General features: G+C 62.7%; 22 protein-coding genes. 15 read left to right on the top strand and 7 right to left on the bottom strand.

The genetic code is table 11. From position 1 onward, the window contains the following. The 6 genes from ACFVTG_RS18420 to ACFVTG_RS18395 all read left to right on the top strand — a co-directional run bounded on the left by ACFVTG_RS18420 (position 1) and on the right by ACFVTG_RS18395 (position 5697). A complete protein-coding gene (locus tag ACFVTG_RS18420; RefSeq protein ID WP_390282321.1) occupies positions 1-1407 on the top strand; it encodes an NAD(P)/FAD-dependent oxidoreductase in 1407 nt (468 codons plus the stop codon). 44 nt (positions 1408-1451) lie between these two features. Next, on the top strand, positions 1452-1577 hold the full coding sequence (locus ACFVTG_RS18415; RefSeq protein ID WP_390282320.1) for a hypothetical protein: 126 nt from the start codon (positions 1452-1454) through the stop codon (positions 1575-1577). A gap of 3 nt (positions 1578-1580) precedes the next feature. Then, on the top strand, positions 1581-2714 hold the full coding sequence (locus tag ACFVTG_RS18410; protein WP_390282319.1) for an FAD-dependent oxidoreductase: 1134 nt from the start codon (positions 1581-1583) through the stop codon (positions 2712-2714). Positions 2715-2821: 107 nt separating this feature from the next. Next, a complete protein-coding gene (locus tag ACFVTG_RS18405; RefSeq protein ID WP_390282317.1) occupies positions 2822-4288 on the top strand; it encodes an NAD-dependent succinate-semialdehyde dehydrogenase in 1467 nt (488 codons plus the stop codon). 28 nt (positions 4289-4316) lie between these two features. Further along, on the top strand, positions 4317-5021 hold the full coding sequence (locus ACFVTG_RS18400; RefSeq protein WP_390282315.1) for a GntR family transcriptional regulator: 705 nt from the start codon (positions 4317-4319) through the stop codon (positions 5019-5021). 25 nt (positions 5022-5046) lie between these two features. Then, positions 5047-5697 carry a GntR family transcriptional regulator gene (locus ACFVTG_RS18395; RefSeq protein WP_390282314.1) on the top strand — a complete coding sequence of 217 codons (651 nt, stop codon included), beginning with the start codon at positions 5047-5049 and terminating at the stop codon, positions 5695-5697. Positions 5698-5915: 218 nt separating this feature from the next. On the opposite strand, the gene ACFVTG_RS18390 is transcribed toward ACFVTG_RS18395, so the two are convergent. After that, the gene (locus ACFVTG_RS18390; protein WP_390282313.1) at positions 5916-6215 is read right to left on the bottom strand and encodes a hypothetical protein; all 300 of its coding nucleotides are present in this window, start codon (positions 6213-6215) and stop codon (positions 5916-5918) included. Positions 6216-6579: 364 nt separating this feature from the next. Between ACFVTG_RS18390 and ACFVTG_RS18385 the strand changes: the two genes are divergently transcribed. The 9 genes from ACFVTG_RS18385 (at position 6580) to ACFVTG_RS18345 (ending at position 18776) form a co-directional block, all read left to right on the top strand. After that, complete coding sequence (locus ACFVTG_RS18385) at positions 6580-7254, top strand: haloacid dehalogenase type II (protein ID WP_390282312.1); 675 nt, start codon at positions 6580-6582, stop codon at positions 7252-7254. Positions 7255-7302: 48 nt separating this feature from the next. Next, entirely contained in the window at positions 7303-7479 is a 177-nt protein-coding gene (locus ACFVTG_RS18380) for a hypothetical protein (RefSeq protein WP_390282311.1), read from the top strand. Between the two features lie 97 nt (positions 7480-7576). Further along, entirely contained in the window at positions 7577-8008 is a 432-nt protein-coding gene (locus ACFVTG_RS18375) for an FAD-dependent oxidoreductase (RefSeq protein WP_390282309.1), read from the top strand. Beyond that, positions 8005-9144 carry a phosphotransferase gene (locus ACFVTG_RS18370; protein WP_390282308.1) on the top strand — a complete coding sequence of 380 codons (1140 nt, stop codon included), beginning with the start codon at positions 8005-8007 and terminating at the stop codon, positions 9142-9144. The genes ACFVTG_RS18375 and ACFVTG_RS18370 overlap by 4 nt, the downstream gene beginning before the upstream one ends. A 29-nt stretch (positions 9145-9173) precedes the next feature. Further along, positions 9174-10529, top strand: a complete 1356-nt coding sequence (locus tag ACFVTG_RS18365; protein ID WP_390282307.1) for an aspartate aminotransferase family protein — start codon at positions 9174-9176, stop codon at positions 10527-10529. 86 nt (positions 10530-10615) lie between these two features. Continuing rightward, positions 10616-10753: a hypothetical protein gene (locus ACFVTG_RS18360; RefSeq protein ID WP_390282306.1), complete on the top strand. Its 138-nt coding sequence runs from the start codon at positions 10616-10618 to the stop codon at positions 10751-10753. A 329-nt stretch (positions 10754-11082) separates the two neighbouring features. After that, positions 11083-12231, top strand: coding sequence for an ROK family transcriptional regulator (locus ACFVTG_RS18355; protein WP_390282305.1), 1149 nt, complete (start codon positions 11083-11085; stop codon positions 12229-12231). Positions 12232-13585: 1354 nt separating this feature from the next. Then, a complete protein-coding gene (locus ACFVTG_RS18350) occupies positions 13586-14077 on the top strand; it encodes a DUF1801 domain-containing protein (RefSeq protein ID WP_390282304.1) in 492 nt (163 codons plus the stop codon). A 661-nt stretch (positions 14078-14738) separates the two neighbouring features. Further along, positions 14739-18776: a glycoside hydrolase family 97 catalytic domain-containing protein gene (locus ACFVTG_RS18345; RefSeq protein ID WP_390282303.1), complete on the top strand. Its 4038-nt coding sequence runs from the start codon at positions 14739-14741 to the stop codon at positions 18774-18776. A 435-nt stretch (positions 18777-19211) separates the two neighbouring features. On the opposite strand, the gene ACFVTG_RS18340 is transcribed toward ACFVTG_RS18345, so the two are convergent. From ACFVTG_RS18340 to ACFVTG_RS18315, 6 genes are all read right to left on the bottom strand, one after another. Next, complete coding sequence (locus ACFVTG_RS18340; protein ID WP_390282302.1) at positions 19212-20573, bottom strand: aromatic amino acid lyase; 1362 nt, start codon at positions 20571-20573, stop codon at positions 19212-19214. Continuing rightward, positions 20566-21792, bottom strand: coding sequence for an aromatic amino acid lyase (locus ACFVTG_RS18335; protein ID WP_390282301.1), 1227 nt, complete (start codon positions 21790-21792; stop codon positions 20566-20568). Before ACFVTG_RS18335 ends, ACFVTG_RS18340 begins: the two co-directional genes overlap by 8 nt. Positions 21793-22055: 263 nt before the next feature. Next, on the bottom strand, positions 22056-23327 hold the full coding sequence (locus tag ACFVTG_RS18330) for a M20 family metallo-hydrolase (RefSeq protein ID WP_390282300.1): 1272 nt from the start codon (positions 23325-23327) through the stop codon (positions 22056-22058). Between the two features lie 53 nt (positions 23328-23380). Continuing rightward, a complete protein-coding gene (locus tag ACFVTG_RS18325; RefSeq protein WP_390282299.1) occupies positions 23381-24085 on the bottom strand; it encodes an ABC transporter permease in 705 nt (234 codons plus the stop codon). Beyond that, positions 24075-24806, bottom strand: coding sequence for an ABC transporter permease (locus ACFVTG_RS18320; RefSeq protein ID WP_390282298.1), 732 nt, complete (start codon positions 24804-24806; stop codon positions 24075-24077). The genes ACFVTG_RS18325 and ACFVTG_RS18320 overlap by 11 nt, the downstream gene beginning before the upstream one ends. Further along, on the bottom strand, positions 24806-25957 hold the full coding sequence (locus ACFVTG_RS18315) for an ABC transporter ATP-binding protein (RefSeq protein ID WP_390282297.1): 1152 nt from the start codon (positions 25955-25957) through the stop codon (positions 24806-24808). Before ACFVTG_RS18315 ends, ACFVTG_RS18320 begins: the two co-directional genes overlap by 1 nt. Positions 25958-25988: the final 31 nt, after the last annotated feature.

Below are 25988 nucleotides of genomic sequence, written 5' to 3'. Positions count from 1 at the left end.
ATGACAGCCCTTGCGGCAACACCCCGAAACGGCGAGCTCGGCTTCTGGATGGCCGGACTCGAGGCCACCAGGCCCGCCTACCCCCGCTTCGCCGGTCAAGACACTGTAGACCTGGCAATTATCGGTGGCGGCTACACCGGCCTCTGGGCCGCGTACTTCGCCAAGAAACTCGAACCTTCACTCAAGGTCGCGGTGTTTGAAGCAGAACAGATCGGCTACGGCGCCTCCGGACGAAACGGTGGCTGGCTCTCAGCAATGCCCCCAGGAAACCGTGCCACGTTTGCCCGCGCATCCGGGGGTGGGCTGGACGCGAGCCGGGCCTTGCAGCAGGAGTTTGTCGCCGGCGTCGATTCGGTCCTGGACATCCTTCAGGCCGAGGGGATTAACGCGGATCAGAACAAGGGCGGCGCGCTCGTCGCTGCCCACACCAAGGCGGGGCTGGGCCGGCTGGTAGCCAGGCGTGACGCCGACTGGAAGTACGGGCTGACCGAAGACGATGTCCATTTGGTCGACCGAAACGAGTTCCAGAGCCAGATCCACATCTCCACCGTCCATGGCGGGCTCTTCTACAAGCACTGCGCCCGTGTGCACCCGGCGAAACTTGTCTACGGCCTCGCCGACACCCTGACTTCCACGGGGGTGACCATCTACGAAGGCAGCCGGGTCGGCAGCATCGACGGCAAGACCCTCACTCTGGACAACGGACGCGTCTCCGCGGCTAAGACGTTCGTCTGCACCGAGGGGTATTCCGGACAGCTGCTTGGCAGCAGAACCCTGATCCCGATCAATTCCTCGATGATCGTGACCAAGCCGCTGTCCGAAGAAGCGTGGGAGCAGATCGGCTGGAACGGGCCCCAGTGCCTTAACGACTCCGCGCACACCTTCATCTATTCGCAGCGGACGGCGGACGGCCGCATCGCCATAGGCGGCCGCGGTAAGCCCTACCGCTACGGCTCCGGCACAGGAGGCGCCGGTTCAACAGCCCAGTCCACGATTGACCTGATCTCCACAAAGCTTCGCTCCTTCTTCCCTGGCATCCCATTCGAAGTGGACCACGCCTGGTCCGGAGTCCTGGGCGTCACCCGTGACTGGAACGGCGGCGTGCACTGGGACCACGCATCCGGGATCGGCTCGTCCACCGGCTATGCGGGACACGGCGTCACCGCAGCCTATGTTGGCGGCAGGACTCTCGTGGAAGTGGCTTTCGAACAAGACACAGAACGGACCACGCTTCCCTGGGTCGGGTACCGGGCACGGAAGTGGGAACCCGAACCCCTCCGCTGGCTCGGTGTCCACGGCATGTACCGGCTATTCGGACTTGCTGACCAGTGGGAAGAGCGCAGGGATTCCACCAAGACCTCACTCCTGGCGAGATTCGGCAGCAGACTCGCCGGACTACACGAGTAATCACCAACCAAACTTTCACCACTACCCCCTTGAAGGGAAGCACCATGAAAACCATCAACAAGATCCAGACGGCAGCTGCGGGGCTCGTGATGGAGCGCGGTGACGCCAGGTGGATCCTGGCCAATCCCAAGGAAGCCAGGACCCAGACGCTCCCGGAAAAGGTGCTGTAGGCCATGGACGGAAAACTGGCTGTCATCGGCCTGGGCAGCATCGGAAGCATGGCGCTCTGGCAGGCATCGCGCCTGACCGACTCCGTTACCGGATTCGAGGCGCAGTCACCTGCCCACGGCAGAAGCGCCGCGGGCGGCGACACCCGCCTGTTCCGCATGATCTACCTCGGTAACCCCGACCTCTACCCCATTCTGGAACGCTCACGTGATCTCTGGGCCGAACTGGAAGCAGAAACCGGACATGACATCCTCACCCGCTGCGGCGGCTTGTCCATTGGCACCGCCGACGGCCCCTACATCCGCAGCCTCCTGGAAACCGCGCGAACCAACGGGGCCGCCCATGAGATTCTCACCCGCGGGGAAATGGGCGAACTCTACCCTCAGCACAACCTCCGTCCCGACGACATTGCCGTCTATGACCCGAACGCCGGGGTCCTGCGCACCGACCGTGCCGTCACCGCGGCAGTCGCAGCCGCCCAGGCCAACGGGGCAACAGTCCACACCAACACCCTGGTCGACAGCATCACCGAAACCGGCGACGGCGTGGTCATCACCTCAGGCGATAAGTCCTGGACCTTCGAGAACGTCATCGTCTCCTCCGGCGGCTGGTCCCGACGGCTGATGCCCGACTACCTGAAGGCCGCGACGGAGACCCGGCGGATCTTCCTGACCTGGTTCGTCGCCCGCGACGCCGCCCAGTTCACACCGGACAGATTCCCCATTTTCAGCCGGATCTATGAGGACCGCTCCATGTATGGGGCACCCGCCGTCGACGGGATCACAGTCAAAGCCACCTTGGACGGCCGGGGTGCAGCAACACCCGACCCCGACGGCGTCCCTAGGGAACTCACCACGGCCGAAATCACCGAGACCATCGAAACGGTCTCGGAATTCTTCCCCGGTCTCATCCCGACGATCGTGCGCTCTGACGCCTTCCCGGACCTCTTCACCGAGGACCGGAACCCGCTGGTGGGCCGGTTCAGCGAGTCAAGCAGGATCTATTGCGCCACAGGCTTCTCCGGAGGCGGCTTCAAAAATGCCACCGGCTACGGCCACATTGCCGCGTGCGAGGCCCTCGGCAAACAGACCTTCGAGGGCCTGGACTTCGTACGACCGGAACGGTTCAAGGCGAGCTAGACCGCTCCGTCAGCCAGAACCATGCGTCTGGCATCGCAAGGCATTGCAAGCGCGGCGGGAGCGCACCGGAGCGATAAATCCCCTTCCATTACTACTGAAAGAGCGACATGAGCACTTCATTTGACGCCACCCCTCTCCACGCTGACCTGTTCATCGACGGTGCTTGGCAGAAGGCAACCAGTTCAGCTACCTTCCCAATCGAGAACCCGGCCACGAATGAAATCATCGCCCACGTGGCTGACGGCGGGCCCGAAGACGCAGCACTGGCCATTGAGGCCGCCGGCCGCGCCCAGACCGCATGGGCAAGGTCCACGCCGCGCGAACGGGCCGACATTCTGCGGCGCGCCTTTGAGCTGGTCATTGCCAACACTGACAGGCTCGCGGCAATCATGACGGCGGAGATGGGCAAGCCCCTTGCAGAAGCGAGGGGCGAAGTGGCCTACGGCGCTGAGATGCTCCGCTGGTTCTCGGAGGAAGCTGTCCGCATAGGAGGAGACCACGCCACCTCCGTGGACGGCAGTACCCGGATCATGGTCACCAAGGAACCGGTCGGTCCGTGCGTGCTGGTCACGCCGTGGAACTTTCCGTTGGCCATGGGTGCCCGCAAGATAGCGCCTGCCGTCGCTGCTGGCTGCACCATGGTCTTCAAGCCGGCGGCTTTGACCCCCCTGACATCCCTCGCTCTGGTAGAGATTTTCCGGGAGGTAGGCCTTCCCGCCGGCGTCCTGAACGTGGTCACGACCTCCAGCGCCTCTAACGTGGTAGATCCCTGGATGAGCAGCGGCATCGCACGCAAGGTCAGCTTCACCGGCTCCACCGAGGTCGGCAAGACGCTGCTGCGCCAGGCGGTCGACAACGTGATGCGCTCCTCGATGGAACTGGGCGGGAATGCCCCGTTCATCGTCCTGGCTGACGCGGACATCGAGAAGGCAGTTGAGGGCGCGCTGAAGGCCAAGATGCGGAACATGGGGGAGGCTTGCACCGCCGCGAACCGTTTCTTCGTGCACCGCTCGGTCGTGGAGGAATTCAGTGAGATGTTCGCCAAGAAGATGTCCGAACTGCAAGTAGGCAACGGCGCCGTGGAAGGCACCGAGGTGGGGCCTCTCATCGACCAGAAGGGCCTGGACAAGGTCGATAGCCTCGTGACGGACGCGCTTAACAAAGGCGCACGTATCCTGACCGGAGGCACCCGTCCGAAGGGTCCGGGATACTTCTACACCCCCACCGTCCTGGTGGACGTGCCCACTGACGCCGCACTGATGAGCACCGAAATCTTCGGTCCGGTGGCAGCGATCACCGCGTTCGACAGCGAGGACGAAGTCCTCGCTCAGGCCAACGATACCGATTGGGGCCTGGTTGGCTACGTGTTCACGGAGCGCATGGACAAAGCCATGCGCTTCTCCGCGGAACTGGAGGTCGGAATGGTTGGCCTCAACACCGGACTGGTCTCCAACCCGGCGGCACCCTTTGGCGGCGTCAAGCAGTCCGGGTTGGGACGCGAAGGCGGCAAGATTGGCATCGAAGAATTCCTGGAGACCAAATACACCGCAATAGCGGTCCAGAGAACGCAGTAGGCCGAAGAATGAAATGAGGGGGATACCCATGGCGGCACCAGAAAGACTGTTTGTCCTGGAAGGAAGACCCACCCCGCAGCTGATCGCCGATCAGCTGCGGGAACAAATCGTCCAGGGGTCCATCCGCCCCGGACAACAAATCAACGAGTCCCTCCTCGCGAGCCAACTCAACACGTCCAGAGGTCCTCTCCGGGAAGCCCTACAACGCTTGTGCCAGGAAGGGATCCTCATCTATCGGCGCAACTACGGAGTATTCGTCTTGGAAGTTGAAACGCATGACCTGAGAGAGATCTACGAGGTTCGTGAGTCCCTCGAATCCGCCGCCGCCAGCAGGCTGTTGGAGGGCAACCTGAAGCAGATCCAAGACACCTGCGAACTGCTGAAGGAAATTGTGGGCGAAATGGCGAAGCACGTGGCCGCTTCCGACTGGCAGACCGTTGCACGGCTTGATATGCAGTTCCATTCATGCCTCGTTGCCGGCCTCGGAAATTCTCGTCTTATCCGGATCTACAAGACGCTGGCCGCTGAATCAAGAATGTGCATCCTCAACCTGGAAGTCTCCTACCCAAGGGTGGACCTCCTGGTAGAGGAACACCGCAACATCCTGGACCTGTTGGAGGCAGGCGACAGGGATGGACTCCTCAAGGCCATCAAGCGGCACATGCAAAAAGCCGTTGAGGACCTCACCGCAACTCAGCGGGGCCGCCCGGGCCAGAACGGGGGACCTGTATAATCGACAATCGACAAAGGAGGCGGCCATGGACCGCAAGTTCAAGTGGCAAGAACAGCGGAGCACGACGCCCGATGGTGTCTACCGCGTGCTCCGTACTGCCATCCTGGACGGAACTGTACCTCCCGGCGAGCAGCTGCGTGAGACCCATATTGCTATGGATCTCGGGATAAGCCGATCCCCACTACGTGAGGCGCTGACCAAGCTTGAAGAGGAAGGACTAGTCGTAAAGATCCCCTTCCGTGGATCGTTCGTTGTGGAGGTGAGTGCTCGCGACGTCGCCGAGATCGCATCGATCCGCATACTTGTCGAGCCTTACGCTGCTGAGCTCTCTGCAGAAACGCTGCGCGGTCCTGAGCGCCTTCGCTTGAAGCAAACCATCGAGGAACTCTATCGAGCCACAGACACCAACGACATCCCGGCCAGCATTGACGCTCACCTGCGCTTCCACAGGCTCTTCTACGAATTTTCGGGTAACGCCGCCCTGCAAAGTCTGTGGAACGGTTGGGAAAACAAGCTGCGTCTCTACCTCGCGGTCGACCACCGTACTTACAACGACCTCCACGACATCGCTGTTGAGCACGAGAAATTGGCGTCACTCGCTTTAAAGGGTGACATCGAAGGCTTCCGCCAAGAGCTGGTCAATCAATTCCAAAACGCGCTCCGGGCCGAACCCTAACCAGGGATAAAGCACGCCCGACATCAACATAACGAGAACCCTGAGGACCGGCGTTCGGTGGTGCAGGCGCTCACGGGCAAGGGCATGCGGGCCCGGCGAGCACGCAGGACACGGCACTTCCGCCCCGCCGTCGGCCTCGCCGGCCATCGACCCTGCGCTCTTCGAGACCTTCCAGCGGATCGTCTGTGCCGACATCATTACGGCCCTGATGATCGACATCAAACCCTACGGGCCGCGTCCTCTGACGCACCGTCTGCACGGAAGTCCCTGAGCGTGGCAGCACCAGCGCGGACCGCGACCGGATTATCCTCCCAGGATTCCCCGGCACGCGCGCAGGCGTGGAAGGAATTCACGCCCGTTTCTTCGGCTGCCCGGGCAAGCTCGGCCCATGCCTCCTGAAGTTCCGCCGACCGCTCCTGGGACGACGCCTCCATCGGCTCCCGCCCGGCACGATCGACGGCGGGGACGCGCTCGGCTGCACGGGCCCGGTTTCTTCCAAAGAAGCTTCCTAGATCCATCCCGACCCCCTGGTGCTGGATGTGAAGCTCCACGGTTTCAAGGCACCTTAGTTTCCGCGCGGGTTTCCGCTGCGCTGCAACCAAGGACACGGGCGTCTGCTTCGCGGCCGGCTGCGCGGTTCAGGATGTGCCGTCGCAGGGCTCCGGACCCCCTGCACTTGGTGTGTCTACGACGATGCGGGTGAGGGGCGACGGTTGAAATAGTTTGAGCCTTCCCGGAATCAAGCAAAGAAGATTGTTGACAATTGACAGATGTGCATTTAGATTCATAGAGAATCAAAAACGGTCAGTCGTAGCACTCACCGACAGATGGCTGACAACCCCAAGGCCCAATCTCCTAACACGATCCTTGAAGGGACTAATCATGGCTCCGACTAATTTCCGGCCGAAGTACATCTCCTTTGATGTCTACGGCACGCTCATCAACTTCGACATTGATCCGACCACTCGTCGCCTGCTGGATGGCCGCTTGCCTGAAGAACAATGGTCGGCGTTCAAGAAGCAGTTCCGCGGGTACCGGTTCGACGAGGTCCTGGGCGACTACAAGCCTTACGAGCAGATCCTTCAGGATTCCTTTGACCGCGTGTGCAAGCGGTGGGGCATCGGGCCGACCGAAGGCGCCGGCGCAGAGTTCGCTGAGGCCGTACGCGGCTGGGTTGCCCACGAGGACGTGCCCGCCCCGCTGAAGCTCATGGGCGACAACTACAAGCTGGTGGCCCTGTCCAACGCGGACACCAGCTTCCTGGACATCAGCATTCCGAGGCTCGGTGCAGACTTCCACGCCGTGTACACCGCTGAGCAGGCCCAGGCCTACAAGCCGCGCTACCAGGCGTTCGAGTACATGCTGGATACTTTGAACGCCAAGCCGGAGGACTTCCTGCACGTCGCCTCGCACACCCGGTACGACATGCATCCGATGCACGACATGGGCTTCCGGAACCTCGTTGTGCTGGACCGTGGCTATGACCCCGTCACCACGGGCTACGACCTCTTCACTGTTAAGTCCCTGGACGAGCTCAACAAGCACCTCGGTCTCTAAACCCGGTTCCTGAGGCGAAGCGTCTTTGAATACGAAAAGGTGATCTGAATGACCGGCGGCAAACTCGCCGTTATCGGCCTGGGCAGCATCGGCAGCATGGCGTCGTGGCAGGCATCGCGTCTGTCCGACTCCGTTACCGGGTTCGAAGCCGCGAGGACATCATCGTTGCTTCCGGCGGCTGGTCCCAACGTCTCATGCCCGAGTACCTCAAGGCCGCAACGGTGACCAAGCGCGTCTTCCGGAGCTGGTTCGTCGCGAAAGACGGAGCCGAATTCACCCCCGAGAACTTCCCGTCTTCATCCGGATCCACGAGGACCGGTCCATGTATGGTGCGCCCGCCGTGGATGGGGTCAGCGTCAAGGCAACGCTGGACGGCCGCGGCGGACCAACGCCGGACCCGAACGCCGTGCCCAGGGAAATGACTCCCGCGGAAATTACCGAGATCACCGAAACCGTCACGGAGTTCCTCCCCGGCCTGTTCCCCAACATCGTGCGATCGGACGCCTTCCCAGACCTCTTCACCACAGACGGTCACCCCCTGCTCGGCCGATTCAAAGAAGGGAGCAGGATCTACTGCGCCACCGGCTTTTCCGGCGCAGGCTTCAAAAAAGCCACCGGATTCGACGAAATCGCCGCCCCACGAAGCCCTCGGCAAACGATCCTTCGAGGGCCTGGAATTCGCCCGGCCCCAACGCTTCAACTAACCCGGCTAGGTTTCCTGACTTCTCCTTCAACTATTGAAAGGGTGAGATGAGTCCCTCCTTTGACCCCACGACAATTCACACCGGCCAGGCCCAGGGGATCGGGGCCACGGACCCCGTCCAGGTACCTTTGGCCGTCAGTAGCTACTCTGCTTTTATCGACGCCGTAGCATCAGAGAGTGGTCTCCTGGCAGAGCAGTCTCAGCTCGCCGACTCAACTGTTTTGGATCTCCTTGAACAGTCCTTCGGTCTGAAGGGGACGCTGGTCCGGATTCCCACCGAGAAAGACGAGACTTTCCGCCTCCAAGACGGAGAAGAAACCTATCTGGTGAAGGTGTCCCCACCGGATGAGGACCCGGTGATCGTGCACCTTCAGACGACATGCATGGAGCATTTGGAACGGACTGCCCCTGAACTTCCGGTCCAGCGTCTTGTCCGAAGCCTTGGGGGAGATCCCCAGGTCCTCATCCCGGCGCCTGAAGGGCCCTTTGATCGCGTACTTCGGGTGATGCGCTACATGCCTGGAGATCTGCTGGCCACTCACGAGGCGTCAGCCGGTCAGCTCCAGTTGGTGGGCTCAAGCCTTGCGCGTCTGGGCCTTGCTTTACAGGACTTCGATCATCCCCGTGCCGACCGTTTGCTCCTGTGGGACCTGAAGCACTTTCACCGGATGCGGCCGCTTCTTGACTATGTCAGTGAGAAGCACAAGCGCTCCCTGGCCGCGGACATTTTCGACCGGTTCGACGGGGCAGTGGTTCCGCTTCTGGACAGCCTGACCTCCCAGATTGTCCACGGGGATTTCAGCCCGTTCAATATCCTCGTCAACCCGGACAGGCCGGACTACGTGACGGGGATTATCGACTTCGGCGACGTCGTGCGGACGCCCGTGATCTTCGACATCAGCGTCACCATGGCCAACCTTCTGGGAGCAGACCCGGCCAGCCCCTGGAAACATGCCCTCCACGTCATGGAGGGCTACCGGAGCATCCGCCCGCTGCCCCACCACGAGCTGGAGGCCCTGATCGTCTCAGCCCAGGCCCGCCTCCTCCTGCGAGCCCTGATCACGCAATGGCGGGCAAGCCAACTACCGCAACGGCGCGATTACCTCCTCTCCCACTCAAAACGGGACTGGGACCGGCTCGCCGCCACAGCCGCAGCCCCCGCGCCAAGACTTCCTTTCACATCCTGAACCAGACTCACAGCCTTCAAGGAGAAACCATGGACACTTCCCAAATCCGCAAGCCATCGCGTGCAATGATCAATGGCTTTGATCCCAACCGCCTCAGTGAACTCCCGGACCAGATGCAGAAGAACATCCGGCGCCGGGACCAGAGCCTCGGACCCGGCTACCGGCTCTTCTATGACACCCCCCTGGAAATCGTCCGCGGCAAGGGCGTGACGTTGTTTGACCGCGATGGAAATGACTATCTCGACGTTTACAACAACGTCCCCTCTGTCGGTCACGCCCACCCGAAGGTCATCGCCGCCGTCCACGAACAGATGCAGACGCTGAATACCAACACCCGCTACGTCCAGGAATCTATTCTCGATTACTCCGAGCAGCTTCTTTCCACGTTCCCAGCCGAGCTTGGCCATGTCATGTTCACCTGCACCGGATCCGAAGCCAATGACCTCGCCATGCGCGTCGCAAAATACGCCACCGGAAACCAGGGCATCATCGTCACCTCCGGCGCGTACCACGGACTAACAACCGAAGTAGCGTCCTTCTCACCGTCCCTGGGCATCGGCGTGCCCCTGGGCGCGAACGTGCGGGTCATCGACGCCCCGGACTCCCTGCGATACCCATTGGATCAAGGGTCGCTTGAGGATCACCTGCGGAACCAGGTGCGTGCCGCCATCGCCGACCTTCACCGGCACGGCATCGGAGTGGCGGCCTTCATCGCCGACAGCATCTTCTCCTCCGACGGTGTCTTCGCCGGCCCTGCAGGCTTCCTGCGTCCCATCGTTGAGGAAATCCACGCTGTGGGCGGCCTGTACATCGCCGATGAAGTCCAGCCGGGCTTCGGCCGCACCGGCGAGGTCTGGTGGGGCTTCCAACGCCACGGAATCGTGCCGGACATCGTGACCATCGGCAAACCCATGGGTAACGGCATCCCCGTTGCGGCAGCAATCTTCAAGCCCGAACTACTCCAGGAGTTTGGGAAGAACATCCGCTACTTCAACACTTTCGGCGGCAATTCAGTAGCCATCGCGGCGGCCCAGGCCGTCCTGGATGTGATCCGCGAGGAATCGCTCATAGAAAACGCCCTTGAGGTCGGCGGAATGATCATCACGGGACTCAAGGATCTCACTCAGGGTCTGGACCAGGTTGCAGAAGTCCGCGGCAGCGGCTTCTTTATCGGCGTCGACCTCGTCACGGACCAATCCACGCTCTCACCCGATGCGGAAGCCGCCGCTGGCATCGTGAATGCGCTCCGGCAGGACCGGATCCTCATCTCCGCCTGCGGCGCCCAGGGCAATGTTCTGAAACTCCGCCCCCCAATGCCGTTCTCCAGCGATGATGCCGATCGCCTGCTCGAAGCAATGGGCCGTGCCTTCAAGGCACTGCGCTAGGCCCGAATGGGACCGGGGGAATTCTGTTTAACAAGCTCACTCATTCTGCGGATTACACCCGCTGAAACCAATTGAGGGATTGCACCATGAAGACCAGAAACAAGATCCAGACGGCGACTGCCGGACTCGCTGTCCTGCTTGCCCTCACCGCCTGTGGCGGCGCGGCAACAGGCACCCAGGACGCGGACATCCCGAAGACGCAGAACACCCGTGACATCGGCTGAAGAAAGGATCACCGCTGGCACCGGCCCTGCAGAAGGCGATCCAGTCCGTGCTGGAATCCCCGGAATACAAGAAGTCCCTGGAGTACTGGGGCCTAGGCGAATCAGCCATCACCGACGCCACGATCCTCTAGGACCAGTGGGGCGCGCCGACGCCCGAATTGACCCGTACGCCCCGGCAGTTTGTTGCCCTGCCGGGGCGTACTGGCCGTCGGCCCGAACCAGCGATCGCCGACGAACGCGCAACGAAAGAAAACCAATAACCCCATCAACGAATACCGGACAGCCCCTCTCGTCCCGGTTTAGGTCTGAACACTCACTAAGGTTGGGCTATGGGCAGCATCCCCACGGCACGCGACTACACTAAGGCTTCTGTCCTTGATGCGGTCCTTTCAGAGGCACCCTTGACGCGCACCAGGCTGATCGAATTGACGCGTTTGAGTCAGGCGACGGTGTCCCGGAAGGTGGATGAGCTCCTTTTTGACGGTTTCCTCGTTGAGCAGGGAGTCGATGCCGTTGCGCGGCGCGGACGGCCCTCCACGTATCTGGATGTCCCCGGCACGGCGGGGCACATTGTCGGTATCTCTTTCGGGACGCGAACCACGTGCGTCCTCGTAACTGACCTGAGAGGCCGCGAGATCAGGCACATCATTGTTCCCAGCCTCGAGGGGGGCGATGTTGGAACCACTGCCGAGTGGCTGGTGGACTTGATTGTAGAGACCACTGATTCCGCAGAGGGACCATTGCGCCAAATCGTCGCCGCACTGCCCGGCCCTGTCCTGCATACCAACTCGACCGGGACACCAGAATCAAGGAAGATTTTCCTGGCTTCACGTCTCCAGAGTGCCATTGAAGAACGGTTGAAGGCTCCCGTGACCGTTGAGAGCGATGCTAACGCATCCTTACGGGGGATCCTGAAGGATGATGCGAGCATAGGAAATGCTGCTTTGTTCATGCTCAGTACGGTGCTGAGCTTCGCTGGTTGTACTGATCATGAGATCGCCAAAGGGCGGACCCCCACTTTCGGTGATCTGGGTGGTGTTCTCTTCTCCGGCGTTGGCAACGAGACCCTCGACGGGCTGTTGAGCACGACGGGCATCCTCCAATTCGCCCAAGGACGGGGACTGGACCTGGAAGGCATCGAAGCCCTGTGGTCACAGCCGCAGGAAATGGCGTCCCGCGCGGAAGTGGTGGAGGCATTTACGACGGCGATCGTGACCGCAGTCGGTGCCGTTGCCGTTACGCTGGACCCGGAGTCCGTCTATTTTGTGGGTCGCCTGAGTCCGCTCGTGGACGAAGTCCTTCCCGAGGCGCGCAGGCGACTGGCACAAAGCCTTCCCGCCGTCCCGGAGATCAGGGTCGTGCCCCAAGTGATCGGACTATCGGTGGCCCGGGGAGCGGCGCAGGCCGGACTGGCCCTGGCTCAGTCCCGGCTCCGTGAATCGATGCTCGAGGCCCGTAGCGAGGGCCAAAGCCTGTAGCAGGTGACATCTGTTGCTGCTCGTACGAGCGCTGTGGGCCCGTCATGACGACTTGCCCATGAACGAAGAACTTCGCCCCATTCTCAGACCAGCGGACACCGTAGTTGTGGGGCTTGTTGGCCTGAAATCGGCAATTGGAACTCCCGGATGCTGGAAGTCGGCGACACGTCATGCCTTGATACCGACGCGAACGGTACTGCTGGCGGAGGCGGAGGCGATCTTGTCATTGACGTGACCCAGTGTAAGGAAGGGGCAAAACATCTGTCTCACACGCTCGGCGCACAACTGCTAGGTCACTCATCCACATGCCGGCCGCTGCCGGCCATCTTCTGAGAAGGCTTCGTGGATTCAGTTTCTTGCTCGGCCAGCCATTGACGATAGGTCGACGCGAGGTCGTCATTACGGACCTTCTGGCTGGCCCAGCACGGAAAGGCCTTTGGCCCAACACAAAGCCGCGCCCGCTGGGGTCAGGAGCGCGGCTCCGTGTTCGGAATTGTTCGTGATCTGTCAGGAAAGGTGTGTTGACAATGTCAACACGTTTGGCTTCGGACTGGGTCGTATATCGGTCGGATTCGGTATGTTTTCTGAAGTTGTCAGTGTTTGCAAGGCTCGGAATGCGGTTCGAGTCCCACCTCGGGCACAGCATCCCCCTCGTCCGAGGGGGCTTTGCTTTAATGTGTGGACATTTGCCCTCCGCGGGCCCCTATGACTCTGGCCGCGGGCTGTGCCTGGCGCCGCGGTGGCCTGTTCGGTTGTGTGGGTAGCGGGGTCAGGGTCCTGGCTGATGGGCTCTCCGCCTGTGGAATCTAGGGTTGTGTGTCGTCCTTTTCTGCTGTTTCCGGCAGCCAGTTGTTGGTCGTCACTCATTCATCGCCAGGAGTTGTAGTGACGACATGACGAAACCGAATCTTCTCCGAGGATCTTCCTCGGGTAACTGCCCTCTGCGAACCAGGCAGTGCGCGCTCACCGCGTGTTTGTCCGGCCAAAGGTCGTGTGCACATCGTGCACACCTTTGTGCACGGGCGGCTTTTCGACCTGCATTTTGATCCCTTTCTACGGGTTCTGCGACGCGCTTCATGCGGTTCTCTTTTGCAGGCGACATGACTTCGCGGCCTGGATCCTCGGTGTCGTTGGACGTTCCTGTCTGTCAGCGGAAACGACTTTGGGCTCGTGGGTCCGATCCGTCGACAGAGTCCAGGTGTGTGGGATCCGGATCTTCTTCCGGTCCGGCTAGGTTGGCGTTTCATACTTGCGTGGTTTCCGACATGACTGGACTTCGAGGCTGGTCCGTTGTCGTTTGGATCGTAGAAGCGCTCTAGCTCCTTCCCGAGATGCGTAAGGAATAATGCTCTCTATGACAAGCAGGGAGACCGGCAAGAGGGAAGCCCAGAAGCCGGCCACGCGCTCAGCGGCGGCCGACGTCGCCGTCACGCTGCCGGAAGCCATGACCGGCAGGGCAAGCCCGGCGAAAGCGGCGGTGGGCGACAAGCCGGTCTTTGCATATATCGCCAGCCTGCCACAGCCGCAGCGCGGCATCGCCGAAACGGTCGATGCGCTGGCGGCAAAGACGCTGCCCAACCTCCGGCGCTCCGTGAAGTGGGGCATGTCGTACTACGGTGTCGGCGACGGTTGGTGCTTCAGCTGCGGCGGCTTTGCCGGCCATGTCAAGCTCATGTTTGTGAATGGCGCGGCGCTCGAACCTGTACCGCCGGTGACCCCGGTGGGGATGGGCAAGTCCACGCGGGGTGTGGAGCTTGATTCCCTCGACGGCATCGACGAACGCCAGATCGCGGCGTGGATGAAACAAGTCGCGTCCGTCCCGGGTGTTGGGGGCAAGAAACGCTGAACCCGAGGCTTGCCGCCGAGGCAAAAGTGCGATGACGGCGGCGAGGATCACGCTGTCCGCTTTCGTGGGGCGAGCCGCGATCTCCTCGGATGCCTCCAACCGCCGTTCTTGCCGCCCAGGAATTCTCCGGCAAGGCGTCGCTGGTGGCTGATCCCTTTAGGCACAAGGGGGAGTGGTTCGCGAGGGACGTTGCGACGAACACCTTCGCGCCCTTTAGCCCCTTCTCGCGCACATCCGCGACGCGTTGTCATACAGAAACGGCGAGTGGCGAACCCCGGCGATGGGGCGATATTCCGCCTCTGATCCGCCGGCCAAAGTGTGCCCCGCGCGGCCAGCGCAACACGCTGCAACCCCAGAGAGAGCAATGATCCGCTAACGGCGATCAGCGGCACCGTGCCATCCGCTCCGAATGCTGTGATCAGGATCCCCAAATCGTCACCGGGCTGATCCGCGTCGCTAGCGCATGACCCGGCGACCTGCTTGCGATTACCGTGGAGCGCCTGCGGCCACGAGTGACAACGGTATCGTCAGCGTCTCCACCGCCGTCCGCGAGGCTGAGGCGCGTGCAAAGATGACTTTCGCGGAATTACTTGACGGCGTAATTTAATGTTGTCAAGATAGCCTCGGCTCCTGCGACGACGCGGGGGCGGAAGGAGCCACGATGGCAACTCTTCAAAGGACCGCGCTTGCCACGGTGGCCGCGCTCGTCCTCTCGATGGGGGTGCTTGCAGCCGCACAGCCGGCAGCAGCGCTCACAACCCACACCGTCACGTCACCGGACGGTCAGACCTCGCTGACGGTGCTCAATGAGAACGATGGCACGCTGACGTACTCGGTGGTTCAGGGAGGCATTGCGGTGGTCAATGCCTCGAAGATGGGCGTCGTGACGGCGGCGGCAGACCTATCGACCGGGCTGTCGTTCGGTTCGGAAACCAACACGCAGGTCAATCAGAACTACACGCTTGTGGAGCACTTCGACGGACCGATTACGTCATCGGCCAATGAGATGAGGCTCACGTACACTCGCGGTGGCGCCCAGCTGGCGGTTGTCGTTCGCGCTCAGAACGACGGAGTCGCGTTCCGATACGAGGTGTCCGGGGTGGGACTCACCAACATCACGCGGGAGGCGACCACGATCGCGCTGCCGGTCGACACAGGCCTGTGGCCAAGTGACTACCGGGGACCAAAGGATTACGAGGACAAGTACTCGTACGTCTCTGCCATGTCGATGGGGACACGTCATTTCGCGATGCCCACACTGGCGAGCTTGGCGAACAACGCCAAATGGGCGCTGATCTCGGAGTCCGCCGTCTATGTGAACCCCACCTATCCGGCAACCCGCCTCGACGCACAGGGCGACAGCAACCGCACGCTGAAGGTCCAGCTCCCGGGCCCCGACGGGGACGTGTTCGACACGTCGGTTGCCGGTACGCAGGTGCCCACGATTGGGGCATTCGTGACGCCCTGGCGGACAATCGTGGTGGGCTCCTCCCTCGACACGATCGTCAACTCCAGCCTCATCACTGACCTGAACCCGGCTCCGGCGGCGGGAACGGACACCTCTTGGGTCCGGCCTGGAAAGGCGTTGTGGTCATGGTGGTCCAACGAGGAGAAGGCCGCGGACGGTGACGACATGGTCCGCTCTCAGAAGGAGTACATCGATACCGCCGAGCAGCTGAACATGCAGTACATCACCGTCGACTGCTGCTACAACAACACCGACGGCTCGATTGAGCAGATCGCCGCGTACGGGAAGAAGCGCGGCATCGGAGTGTTCATCTGGCAGAACAAAGGTGACTACACGAACAGTGACGGGTCTTACTTCTCGCAGGCCCAGCTTGACACCGCCATGCAGGCGGTCGCGAACCGGGGTGTCGCAGGCGTGAAGATTGACTTCATGCAGTCCGACCGGTTGGAGACGATGGCGCTGTATGACCGCATCGCGAAGGCCGCGCTTAATGCAAAGGTGCTCGTCAACTTCCATGGCAGTACCAAGCCTGCGGGCGAGAACAGAACCTACCCGAACCTGATCACATCGGAGGCGGTCCTCGGCAACGAGCAGTACAAGTACGGACGCCCGCCGACCGCCGTCGATACCGCGACCTATCCGTTCACGCGAAACGCTGTGGGCGGAATGGATATGACGCCGGTCATCTTCTCCAACTCGAACCTGCTCACCACTCAGGCGCACCAACTCGCGCAGAGCGTCGTATTCAGCTCGGCGATGCAGCACTTCGCTGACTCTGCCGCCGCGTACGAGACGTGGGTCGGGCGCCAACTGCTGAGCGCGCTACCGACGGTCTGGGACGAGAGTCACGTGGTGGAAGGCTTCCCCGGCAACTACGCCACGATCGCTCGACGATCGGGGGCGGACTGGTTCATCGGATCGGTCTCCGACGCTGCTCGGACCACGAACATCCCCCTGTCCTTCCTCGGTTCCGGCACGTACACGGCGACCCTTTTCGAGGACGGCGAGAACGATCGTCAGATCGTGACCGAGACCCGGACGGTGACCTCGTCGTCGACTCTGGCGATCCCGGTCCGCGCGCACGGCGGCCTCGCGGTCCACATCAGCGCAACACCGCTGAGCTTTGACGGTGCCAACGACCTGGTCCTGGAGGCCGAATCGACCGGCAACACGCTCTCAGGTGGCGCCAGCGTGGCGACATGCCCCGGCTGCTCGGGTGGCTCGAAGGTCGGCAATCTCGGCAACGGTGCCACGGTCCGCTTCAACGGCCTCCAAGCACCAGCGGCGGGCACGTACGTGCTGCGCATCGGCTACCTGTCTGAAGACCCCCGCGCCTTCACCGTGTCCGTCAACGGAGGAACACCCCAAACCATCAACGCGCCGCGATCCGGCAAGGGCAACAACGGCAATCCCAGCGGATGGGACATCGTCCGCGACGTCGAGGTGCCGGTGACCCTGGCGGCAGGCGCAAACACGGTCACGATCGGCGGGAGCAGCTACGCTCCCGACATCGACCGGATCATCGTGCTCCGATCCTATGAAGCCGAATCGGCCAACAACACCCTGACCGGCAATGCGTCCGTGACCGCCTGCACCGGTGCGGAATGCTCCGGCCAGAAGGTCGGTAACCTGTACGGCGCGTCCACGTTGGTCTTCAACGGCGTGCAGGCCCAATCGGCGGGCTCCACAACCGTGCAGATCCGCTACGCTTCGGCGTCTCCGCGGTCGGTGCAGATCAGTACGAACGGTGGCGCTCCTATCACGGTGACCTTTCCGGCGACGTCGGACTGGAATGACATCAGCACCCAGACCGTGCACCTCCCCTTGAATGTAGGCACGAACACAATTACGTTCGATTCAGCGGGCGGATACAGCCCGGATATCGATCGCATCATCGTGCGGCAGTCCGGCGCACCGGAGTCGCAGTTCCAATTGGGAGCGACCTGGAACGACGCCGCCGGGGCAACCCTGCAAGCTCGGGGGACAGGGTTCTTCCAGGTCGGATCGACGTACTACATGGTCGGCGAAGACAAGACCGCAGGAGCCACTTTCACCGCGGTCGCCTGCTACTCCTCCCCCGACTTGAAGACGTGGACCCGGCAGGCCGACGCGCTCACCCAGGGACAGCAGGGAAACCCGGACCTGGCTGCCGGCCGCATCATTGAGCGCCCCAAGGTGATCTACAACGACACGACCGCCAAGTATGTGATGTATGTCCACATCGACAACGCCACGTACTCCGATGCCCGGGTTGGCGTCGCCACCAGCGACACGCCATGCGGCCCGTACACCTATATCGGCTCGACGCGTCCGTTGGGAAACCAGAGCCGCGACATCGGGCTCTTCAAGGACACCGACGGAAAGGCATACCTGCTGTCAGAGGACCGCGCCAACGGAACACGGATCGACTCGCTTTCTGACGACTATCTGTCTGTCGTGGCACCCGTCGCGGTGCTCAAAGACGACAACGGCAATCCGCTGGAAAGCCCCGCCCTGGTGAAAGTCAACGGTCGGTACTTCATTCTGTCGTCGCAGCTGACCGGCTGGGCCACCAACGACAATCAGTATGCCAGCGCCACTTCACTGGCGGGGCCCTGGAGTTCGTACACCAAGTTCGCAACCGACCGTAGCGACACGTACGACTCCCAGACCTCCTCCATCCTGACGGTTCAGGGCAGTGCCACCACCAGCTACATCTACGTGGGCGACCGCTGGAATCCCAACGACCTGAACAGCTCCGTCCCCATCTGGTTGCCGTTGAACATCAGCGGCACACAGGTCTCGCTGAGCTACTTCGACCGTTGGAGCATCAACACCCCCACGGGGATCGTTACCGCTTCGCAACCGTCGGGCCTCACCGCGCAGCTGCGGGGCAACGCATCGGGCCGGTGCGTCGATATGCCCCAGAATCGGGAGGGCACTCGCCCGATGCTGTGGGATTGCAACGGTCAGACCAATCAGCAATGGACCCGCACCAGCTCGGGCGAGCTCCGCACCTACGGGGAGAGCCGCTGTCTAGCGGTGGAAGGGACAGCGGTCGCCGGCGCTTACGTGAATCTGGCCAACTGCACAGGGCAGACTGCCCAGCAGTGGACACTCGGCGCAGATCAAACTGTGCGTCACAACGCGTCGGGGCTGTGCCTCGATGCGAAGGACGGCGGCGGGGCAAATGGGAACCCGTTGATCCTGTGGGACTGCAACGGAAGCGCGTGGCAGAAATGGGCCGAATGAGCACTGTCAAGCCGTCGAAACCATCGAAGTCTGGTCGATTCGGCGGGCAGGTCGAGGGATCTGGGCGGCGGCTTTCAGCCACCTCGATGAACTGACCGCGACGATAGGCCCGCGTGGGTACGTCCGCTGTTCAGGCGCACCCACGCGGGTTCTTGGTCTGCCAGTTCCAGTAGTCGCGACACACGTCCTCGATCGTCAGACGAGTACGCCACCCGAGTTCCCCAGCGCTTTCGCCGGCTCACAGTAGGTCGCCGCAACATCGCCGGGACGGCGCGGAAGGACGCGGCGGGGCAGCTCGCGGCCGACCGGTCCCGAGGTAATGGCCCCGTTGTTGCGCATGAAAGCGCTGACCAGAACACACCGCCTGACGGCCGTTGGTGGCGGCTCCGACCGCCCCGCGACCGCTTTGTTGGCCGGCCTCCTAGAACCCGGAGCCTACTCGCTATACGCCCGTACTTGGAATGGAATAACCTCGCACCGGCGATCGATCAGCGCACGGACAGTGGATAGATCAGCTTTACGTGACGCCCCGTGTAACCCGGGCGGCAGTTCCAACTCTGCGGGTGCCTGAACAAGCGCGATCACGATAATCGAGAGAAGATCACGCAGGTGGCCAATACTCACGAAGACTTTACGCGCGGCCCCGTAGCTGAACTCGACGTGGTCCTCCTGACCCGACTTCGTGGGAATCGAATCTGTGCTCGCGGGAGCAGCACGCTCCCCGAGTCCCTGCAGCGATCTCGCGGCGTCCTCGTAGAGCTCGTCGGAAAGTCCGAAGTCCGTGATAAGCCTATCGAGGCTTGCGAGCAGCAGAGCGGCACGCTCGGCCAGGAGGATGCAGAGGAGATCGAGGTCGTAGCCCACTTGGGTGTTGCTGCAATTGCAGCCCATGACCGCCACGTACTCGTCGCCCTCGGCGAAGAGCAGCGGGTTGTCGCACGATACGTTGCATTCGGTATCGAGCGTCGCCCGGATCTCGGCGAACGACTCCCGGATGCTCGCCCCGAACGCCGCGCGGCCGTATTCGACCTCGGCGCGGTCCGCCGCTGAGGCGGGCCACGAGCGCAGGGTCGCCCAGACGTTGCGCGCTGCGATGTCGAGCTCGTCGCACAGGTCGAGCAGGAGACCTGCCGAGTGCACGGCCAGCACCCCCGCGGCCTGCGTCATCGAGGCCCCGTTTATCGTCGAGAGCGTGTCCTTGCACTCGTACGCGAACCGCTCTGGGAGCCCGGCTTGGGCCAGCGCCCTCGACGCCTCGACAACGCGATCGCCCTCGAGCACCCGTCCCCCGGGGATTCCGCTCACCACCATGGCGATGTGCGAAAGCGGGGCGAGATCGCTCAGCCCGACGGACGCGAGCTCGCGGATCGCCGGCGATATCCCGGCGTTGTAGAGCGCGATGAGCCGCTCGATGAGCTCGGGGCGCGCCCCGGAATACCCTCGCGCCAGCACGTTGGCTCGTACGAGAAGCGCGGTCCGGGTGATCTCCGGGTGGATGTAGTCGCCGAGCCCCGCCGCGTGCGGATATGGGATAGTGCGGTTCCACTCGGCATGCTCTGTCGGTGAGAGCACCACGTCCTTTAGATTCCCGAGGCCCGTGTTCACCCCGTAGATGACGGGGGCGTCGTCGGTGAGCCAGCGCGCTACCTGCGCCCGGCGCGACCGGCAGCGCTCCCGCGCCGAATCCGAGAGTTCGGCAGCGGCCCCCGAGCGCAGGCTCGCGACCACCGCATCGATACCGAGCGTGAATCCGTCGATCTGCAGCCTGGATCCGTCGTCCCCAAACGCGCTACGCAAGTTTTCCCACCTGTCGTTCGGCCGCGTCGGTCAAGCGGCACAGCGCCACCACTTCCTCGGCCGCGACCATGTCATCTGATGCGAAGCGGTTGCGGTCTACGTACGGCACCCGCTCCCGGAGTGCGGCGAACGCCGCCGTCGTCCCTTGCCCGAACCGCCGGTCGGGCAGCACCCGCTGCGCGAGGTCCATCGCTTGCCCCGACATGAAAGCCTCGATCGAGAGGATCTTCTGCAGGTAGTCGAGCAGGCTGAGTGTGCGCTCTCCGCACGTGAGCTCGAACGAGCGGACCGCCCCGCTGCGGGGTCGCACCCGCGACTCGGCGTAGCCGCGGGGCGCGTGCAGTTTCATTTCTGCGAGTATCGCGATGGCCGCGGTGTGCACGAGCGGGAAACCGTGGTTGAAGCCGGGGTTCTCCGCTATCAGGTTCATGGGCAGCCCGTAGGTCATCCGGGTGTCGAGCAGGCGATAGCTGCGGTGCTGGCTGATGTTCGCGAGGTCGATCAGCGCGATCCCGACGAGGTTGAGGATTAACTCCAGGGTGCCTTTGCGCGGAGATGGCTCCGCGAGGCCGCGCGTCAACGCAACGGCCAGCCGGGCGAGCGCGTCGCGCACCGCACCGTGGGTCTGCGGCACTGCCCGCAGGCTGATCGCGTCCTGCACGCGCGCCCCCGAGTCGCCGCCGAACTCGGTGCGCGCTTCCTCGGTCGTGAACTCGCTTGCCGCAAGCAGCGACCTGATGTTCCCGGCCGTCGCGACCTGGCCTGGATAGGGACGTCCGAGGGCGTGCAGGCGGTCGTCGAACGCGCCGAGCTCGCCGCGGATCGATTCGAGGTGCATGGCCGTGCAGATGTCGGCGGTCCGGGTGAGGCGCGCTGCCTGCGCGAGGCCGACGATCCCCGCGGCGAGTGGGAGGTCCAGGTGGGATCGTAGCTCCTCCTGCGTCGCCAAGTCCGGCGCGGCGTACCGCAAGAGGCGCTCGCACAGCGCGGCGGGATCCGCGTCGTCGCCGGCTATCCCTAAGCCGCCCGCTTTACGGATGCGGGCGAGCGCGCTTGTCGCCCGTGCTGAGGCGCCGCCGGCTCCCAGATTCCGCTCGAGCAGTTCAATCGCGACCGCGCCGAGGATGCGGGAGGCTGACCGGGCGTCTCGGGCGTGGGCGTCGCATAGTGCGACGAGTCGCCCGAGTTCGGGGGCAATCTCGTCTGGTCGGGTGTTCATTTTCTCATCTCCTCTTCTTGCCATCCTGATCTGGTGTTCCCTCGCATCTCCTCATCCTCGACAGCCTTGAAGGTGTTTGCGCATGAGGACCGGCTGTTGGGATGTGTCGGATCTCAAGACGGAGCACATGATGCCACCCGTGTTCTGGAGAGAGCAGGGGTCGCCATGTCGTTGCGCGGTGTCAGGCAAGCGGGCTGATTCTGGCGTGGGAACAATTGCCGTCTTCCACCACGAAGGAAGTGGAATCAAGCGGTACGGTTCGTTCAGGCCGAGGGCCGAACCGCCGGTGTACGGTCCATGTGAAGCAGGGTCGTGGTGAGGACATGGACACCTTGAGCGATCTGCGCGAAGTCCGATTTTTCCTCGGGACAGTGGCTGCGCCCGCTGATAGATGGCACGAAGATCATCCCCATGGGGCCCAAATGGGCGAGGTGGGCAGCATCGTGTCCGGCCCCGGACGGGATGGCTTCCCAATCGAAGGATAGATCGTCGGCGGCGCGGGCGATGGTGTCCTGGATCTTTTCGTGGGCACGGACCGGTGCCTGGTCGTTGAGCCATTCGACGACGAGGTCCACGCCGCGATTGGAGGCTTCAATTCCGATGCTCTCGGCGACGCGGCGTTTTGCCCCGGTGAGCCAATCGGCCTCGGTGCTGCGCATCTCGGCCCAAAACCGCGCATTGTCTGGGACGACATTGAAGGAACCGGGCCCGGACTCGATGCGCCCGACGGTGGAGACGCCGTGGACTGGGGCTCCGCATCCTTCGCGTTCGACGACGACGACGGACGCGGCGGCAGCCGCGAGGGCATCGTGGCGCATATCCATGGGCATGGTTCCCGCGTGGTCGGCTCGTCCAGTGAACGTGGCGAGGAGACGCTCGATGCCGGCAATGGCGGTAACCACGCCGATCGCCGCGCCGGATTTTTCGAGGACCGGCCCTTGTTCAACATGGAGCTCAACATAGCCGTGCAGTGACCCGGGCTTCCATGCTTGGGAGAGCGCTTCGTGCGGGTCGAGACCGGCCCTGACCATGGCGTCTGCCAGACGTACTCCGTCTTCGTCGGTGCGATCGAGGTGTTCGACGTCGAGGAGGCCGGCTATGGACCTGGACCCGACACAGGAGACTCCGAATGGGTTGGCCTCCTCACCGAGGAAGTCAACTATTACCAGGTCCCGCTCCAGTCGGGTTCCTGTCTCTTTGAGACGGCGGACCGTTTCGATTGCCCCGACGACGCCGACGATCCCGTCAAAGCGGCCTCCGCCGTGGACGGTGTCCGTATGCGATCCGGTCATGAGCGGCTTTGCCGATCGGTTGCGACCAGGCAGGATACCGACAACGTTCCCGGCAGGGTCGATCCGGGTTTCCAGCCCGGCCTCACGCATTTTCGACAGGGTCCATGCGCGCGACGCTATGTAGGCATCCGAGAACACCCTGCGGGTCCATCCCGGCTGGGCGCCCTCGACGAACGTGGAGGCCAGCTCGCCGATATCGGATGCAATCCTGTCCCGGTCGGGAGCGAGAACGTTGTAGTCCATAAGAGTCGATTCCTTTGGGTGAAGAGTGAAAGGTCCGTTGGCGCGACGAGGTCTCAGCCGAGGCGCCGGGCGATTTCGGCTTCGAGCTTCCGGTCCCGGACCGTGAAACGGCCTGAACCCGGACGGACCGCGGACACGGCCAGGGCAAGGATCCCGTCCAGGATCAGCGCCAGCAAGGTCACGAGCAGGGCGCCAACGAGGACCCGCCCGTAGTCGTAGAGTGCGAGACCGTCGAAGATGTAGCGTCCGAGACCGCCAAGGTTGACGAATGCGGCGATCGTCGCCGTGGCGACAACCTGGAGTGTTGCCCCCCGCAGGCCTCCAACGATCAGAGGCATGGCGTTGGGAATTTCAACGCGGAGAAGGATTTGTGCCTCCGCCATTCCCATCGAGCGTGCCGCGTCGATCATTGTTCTGTCGACGTTGGCTATTCCGGCGTACACGCCCGCGAGCAGGGGCGGTACCGCGAGGGCTACGAGCGCGATGATGGGCGGGATCAGGTCAGAGGACATGAAGAGCATGAGCAGTGTCATCAGTCCCAGGCTTGGCAGAGCGCGCATGGTGTTGGCCAGGCCAACGACGATGCTTTCTCCCTTGCCCGTGTGCCCGATGAGGAGCCCGACGGGGACTGCGAGCAGGGCGCCTATGGCGATGGCCAGGGCAGAGTATCCGAGGTGTTCCACGACGCGCACGGTGATGCCGGCTGCGCCGATCCAGTTCTGCCCATCCGCGAGGAACGCAAAGGAATTAGTGGACACCTGCAGCCTCCTTGAGTTTGTTGTTTTCCGGGAAAGCCTGCGCCAGGGCACGCAGCCGCCGCTCCGATGCCCGCACGCTTGCCCCGCGGATCCAGGGTGTGAGCGTGCGGCCCATGATCGCAATTGCCCGGTCGATGACGATTGCAAGGAGGAGGATGATCACGATTCCGGTGAGGATCTGTTCAGGAAAGTTCCGCTGGTAGCCGGAGGTGAACAGTTGGCCGAGACCCCCGATTCCGATGACAGCGCCGACTGACACCATCGAAACGTTCGTTACCGCGACGACGCGCGTGCCGGCGGTGAGCACCGGAATCGCCAGAGGGAGATCCACCATCACAGTGCGCTTGATAGGGGAGTAACCGATGGCCGAAGCAGCTTCACGCGTTGCGGGCAGAACCGCGTCCAAAGACTCGAACACCGTACGTATCGTGAGGGAAACCGAATAGAGCGTCAGTGCGATCACCACGTTGCCGGGGTCCAGGTATTGGGTGCCAAGAATTGCCGGGAGGATCACAAACAAGGCCAGTGACGGGATCGTGAACACGATGCTTGAGAGAACCACCACGACGGAACGGGCCCGGGCCCTGTCCCGGAGGAGCAGGCCGACTGGAAGGGAAATGACCAGCCCGAGCAATGTCGGGAGGACGGCGAGCCAGATGTGTTCAGTCAGCATTTCCGATAGGGTGTCCCAGTTTTCGACTGCCCATACGGTGGCGCGCATCAGGAGCCTTTCCGGGGAGACAAGGCAAGGTCCGCGGCGCGGGTCCGTTCGGCTTCTTCCCTGCGGATTGCGGCGAGGCGCTGGATGACGGCGTCGGCTTTGACCACGCCCGCCACTCGGCCGCGGTCATCGATAACGACCCCGAGTCCTGAAGGCGAGGAAAGTGCGGAATCAAGGGCTTGCCGGAGCGTCGCTTTTTCCGTCGTCGTGGAACCGACCGCTATGACCACGTCGGCGGGCCGGCTGCCTGCCCGGACGAGTTGCTGGCCGTGGCGGTCAAGCCACCCGATCGGGGAGCCTTTCTCGTCCACGACCAACTTCCATTCCTCCTCACCGATTGGTCCCTCGACGGGCTTCTCCAAGGTGACGACATCAATCATCTCGATCGGCACGGTAGCGGAGGAACGGAAAGACAGGGAACGGTATCCCCGGTCGCGGCCGACGAGCGCGGTCACGAACGGTGTGGCTGGCCGGGAGAGAAGCGTCTTCGGATCCGCATATTGCTGGAGGACCCCGCCGACTCCGAAGACAGCTACCTTGTCACCGAGATGAACGGCCTCGTCGATGTCGTGGGTGACGAAGACTATGGTCTTGGCCAGTTCCGATTGGAGGCGCCGCATCTCCTTCTGGAGGTCTTCCCTCACCACCGGATCGACGGCGCTGAATGGTTCGTCCATGAGCAGGATGGGCGGGTCGGCTGCAAGTGCGCGGGCGACCCCAACGCGTTGTTGTTGCCCGCCGGAGAGTTGCGCGGGATATCGGGTTGCCATCCTCAGGTCAAGACCCACGCGGTCCATCGCTTCAAGGGCCTTCATCCGTGCCTTGTGGCGGGACTCGCCGCGAAGCATGGGGACGGTGGCAACATTGTCGACGACGGTGCGGTGCGGCATGAGCCCGGCATTCTGGATGACATAGCCGACCCTGAGGCGCAGCTGGACCCGAGGCATTGTCGTCACATCCCTACCCTGCACTGTGAGGGTGCCCGAACTCGGATCGATCATGCGGTTGATCATGCGCATCGACGTGGTCTTTCCACACCCTGAAGGGCCAACGAAGACGGTGAACGAACCCTCCTCGATATGGAGGTCGAGGTTGTCGACTCCGATCGTTCCGTCAGGGAATTTCTTGGTGACTCCGTTGAAAGTAATCATTTTCTGGATCCTCTGGAAGATGGGGATGCGC

Origin of the sequence: Arthrobacter sp. NPDC058127, assembly GCF_042884555.1 — a bacterium.
Classification (GTDB): domain Bacteria; phylum Actinomycetota; class Actinomycetes; order Actinomycetales; family Micrococcaceae; genus Arthrobacter.
The sequence above is the reverse complement of the archived record's forward strand: the minus strand, read 5'-3'. Positions and strand labels throughout refer to the sequence as shown.

Excerpts from the sequence above, each read along its gene's own strand:
- ACFVTG_RS18375 (WP_390282309.1), top strand. The coding sequence starts at position 7,577 with ATGTATGGTGCGCCCGCCGTGGATGGGGTCAGCGTCAAGGCAACGCTG.
- ACFVTG_RS18405 (WP_390282317.1), top strand. The coding sequence starts at position 2,822 with ATGAGCACTTCATTTGACGCCACCCCTCTCCACGCTGACCTGTTCATC.
- ACFVTG_RS18360 (WP_390282306.1), top strand. The coding sequence starts at position 10,616 with ATGAAGACCAGAAACAAGATCCAGACGGCGACTGCCGGACTCGCTGTC.
- ACFVTG_RS18415 (WP_390282320.1), top strand. The coding sequence starts at position 1,452 with ATGAAAACCATCAACAAGATCCAGACGGCAGCTGCGGGGCTCGTGATG.
- ACFVTG_RS18385 (WP_390282312.1), top strand. The coding sequence starts at position 6,580 with ATGGCTCCGACTAATTTCCGGCCGAAGTACATCTCCTTTGATGTCTAC.
- ACFVTG_RS18315 (WP_390282297.1), bottom strand. The coding sequence starts at position 25,957 with ATGATTACTTTCAACGGAGTCACCAAGAAATTCCCTGACGGAACGATC.
- ACFVTG_RS18365 (WP_390282307.1), top strand. The coding sequence starts at position 9,174 with ATGGACACTTCCCAAATCCGCAAGCCATCGCGTGCAATGATCAATGGC.
- ACFVTG_RS18380 (WP_390282311.1), top strand. The coding sequence starts at position 7,303 with ATGACCGGCGGCAAACTCGCCGTTATCGGCCTGGGCAGCATCGGCAGC.
- ACFVTG_RS18390 (WP_390282313.1), bottom strand. The coding sequence starts at position 6,215 with ATGGATCTAGGAAGCTTCTTTGGAAGAAACCGGGCCCGTGCAGCCGAG.
- ACFVTG_RS18395 (WP_390282314.1), top strand. The coding sequence starts at position 5,047 with ATGGACCGCAAGTTCAAGTGGCAAGAACAGCGGAGCACGACGCCCGAT.
- ACFVTG_RS18345 (WP_390282303.1), top strand. The coding sequence starts at position 14,739 with ATGGCAACTCTTCAAAGGACCGCGCTTGCCACGGTGGCCGCGCTCGTC.
- ACFVTG_RS18410 (WP_390282319.1), top strand. The coding sequence starts at position 1,581 with ATGGACGGAAAACTGGCTGTCATCGGCCTGGGCAGCATCGGAAGCATG.
- ACFVTG_RS18400 (WP_390282315.1), top strand. The coding sequence starts at position 4,317 with ATGGCGGCACCAGAAAGACTGTTTGTCCTGGAAGGAAGACCCACCCCG.
- ACFVTG_RS18420 (WP_390282321.1), top strand. The coding sequence starts at position 1 with ATGACAGCCCTTGCGGCAACACCCCGAAACGGCGAGCTCGGCTTCTGG.
- ACFVTG_RS18335 (WP_390282301.1), bottom strand. The coding sequence starts at position 21,792 with ATGAACACCCGACCAGACGAGATTGCCCCCGAACTCGGGCGACTCGTC.
- ACFVTG_RS18330 (WP_390282300.1), bottom strand. The coding sequence starts at position 23,327 with ATGGACTACAACGTTCTCGCTCCCGACCGGGACAGGATTGCATCCGAT.
- ACFVTG_RS18320 (WP_390282298.1), bottom strand. The coding sequence starts at position 24,806 with ATGCGCGCCACCGTATGGGCAGTCGAAAACTGGGACACCCTATCGGAA.
- ACFVTG_RS18350 (WP_390282304.1), top strand. The coding sequence starts at position 13,586 with ATGACAAGCAGGGAGACCGGCAAGAGGGAAGCCCAGAAGCCGGCCACG.
- ACFVTG_RS18355 (WP_390282305.1), top strand. The coding sequence starts at position 11,083 with ATGGGCAGCATCCCCACGGCACGCGACTACACTAAGGCTTCTGTCCTT.
- ACFVTG_RS18370 (WP_390282308.1), top strand. The coding sequence starts at position 8,005 with ATGAGTCCCTCCTTTGACCCCACGACAATTCACACCGGCCAGGCCCAG.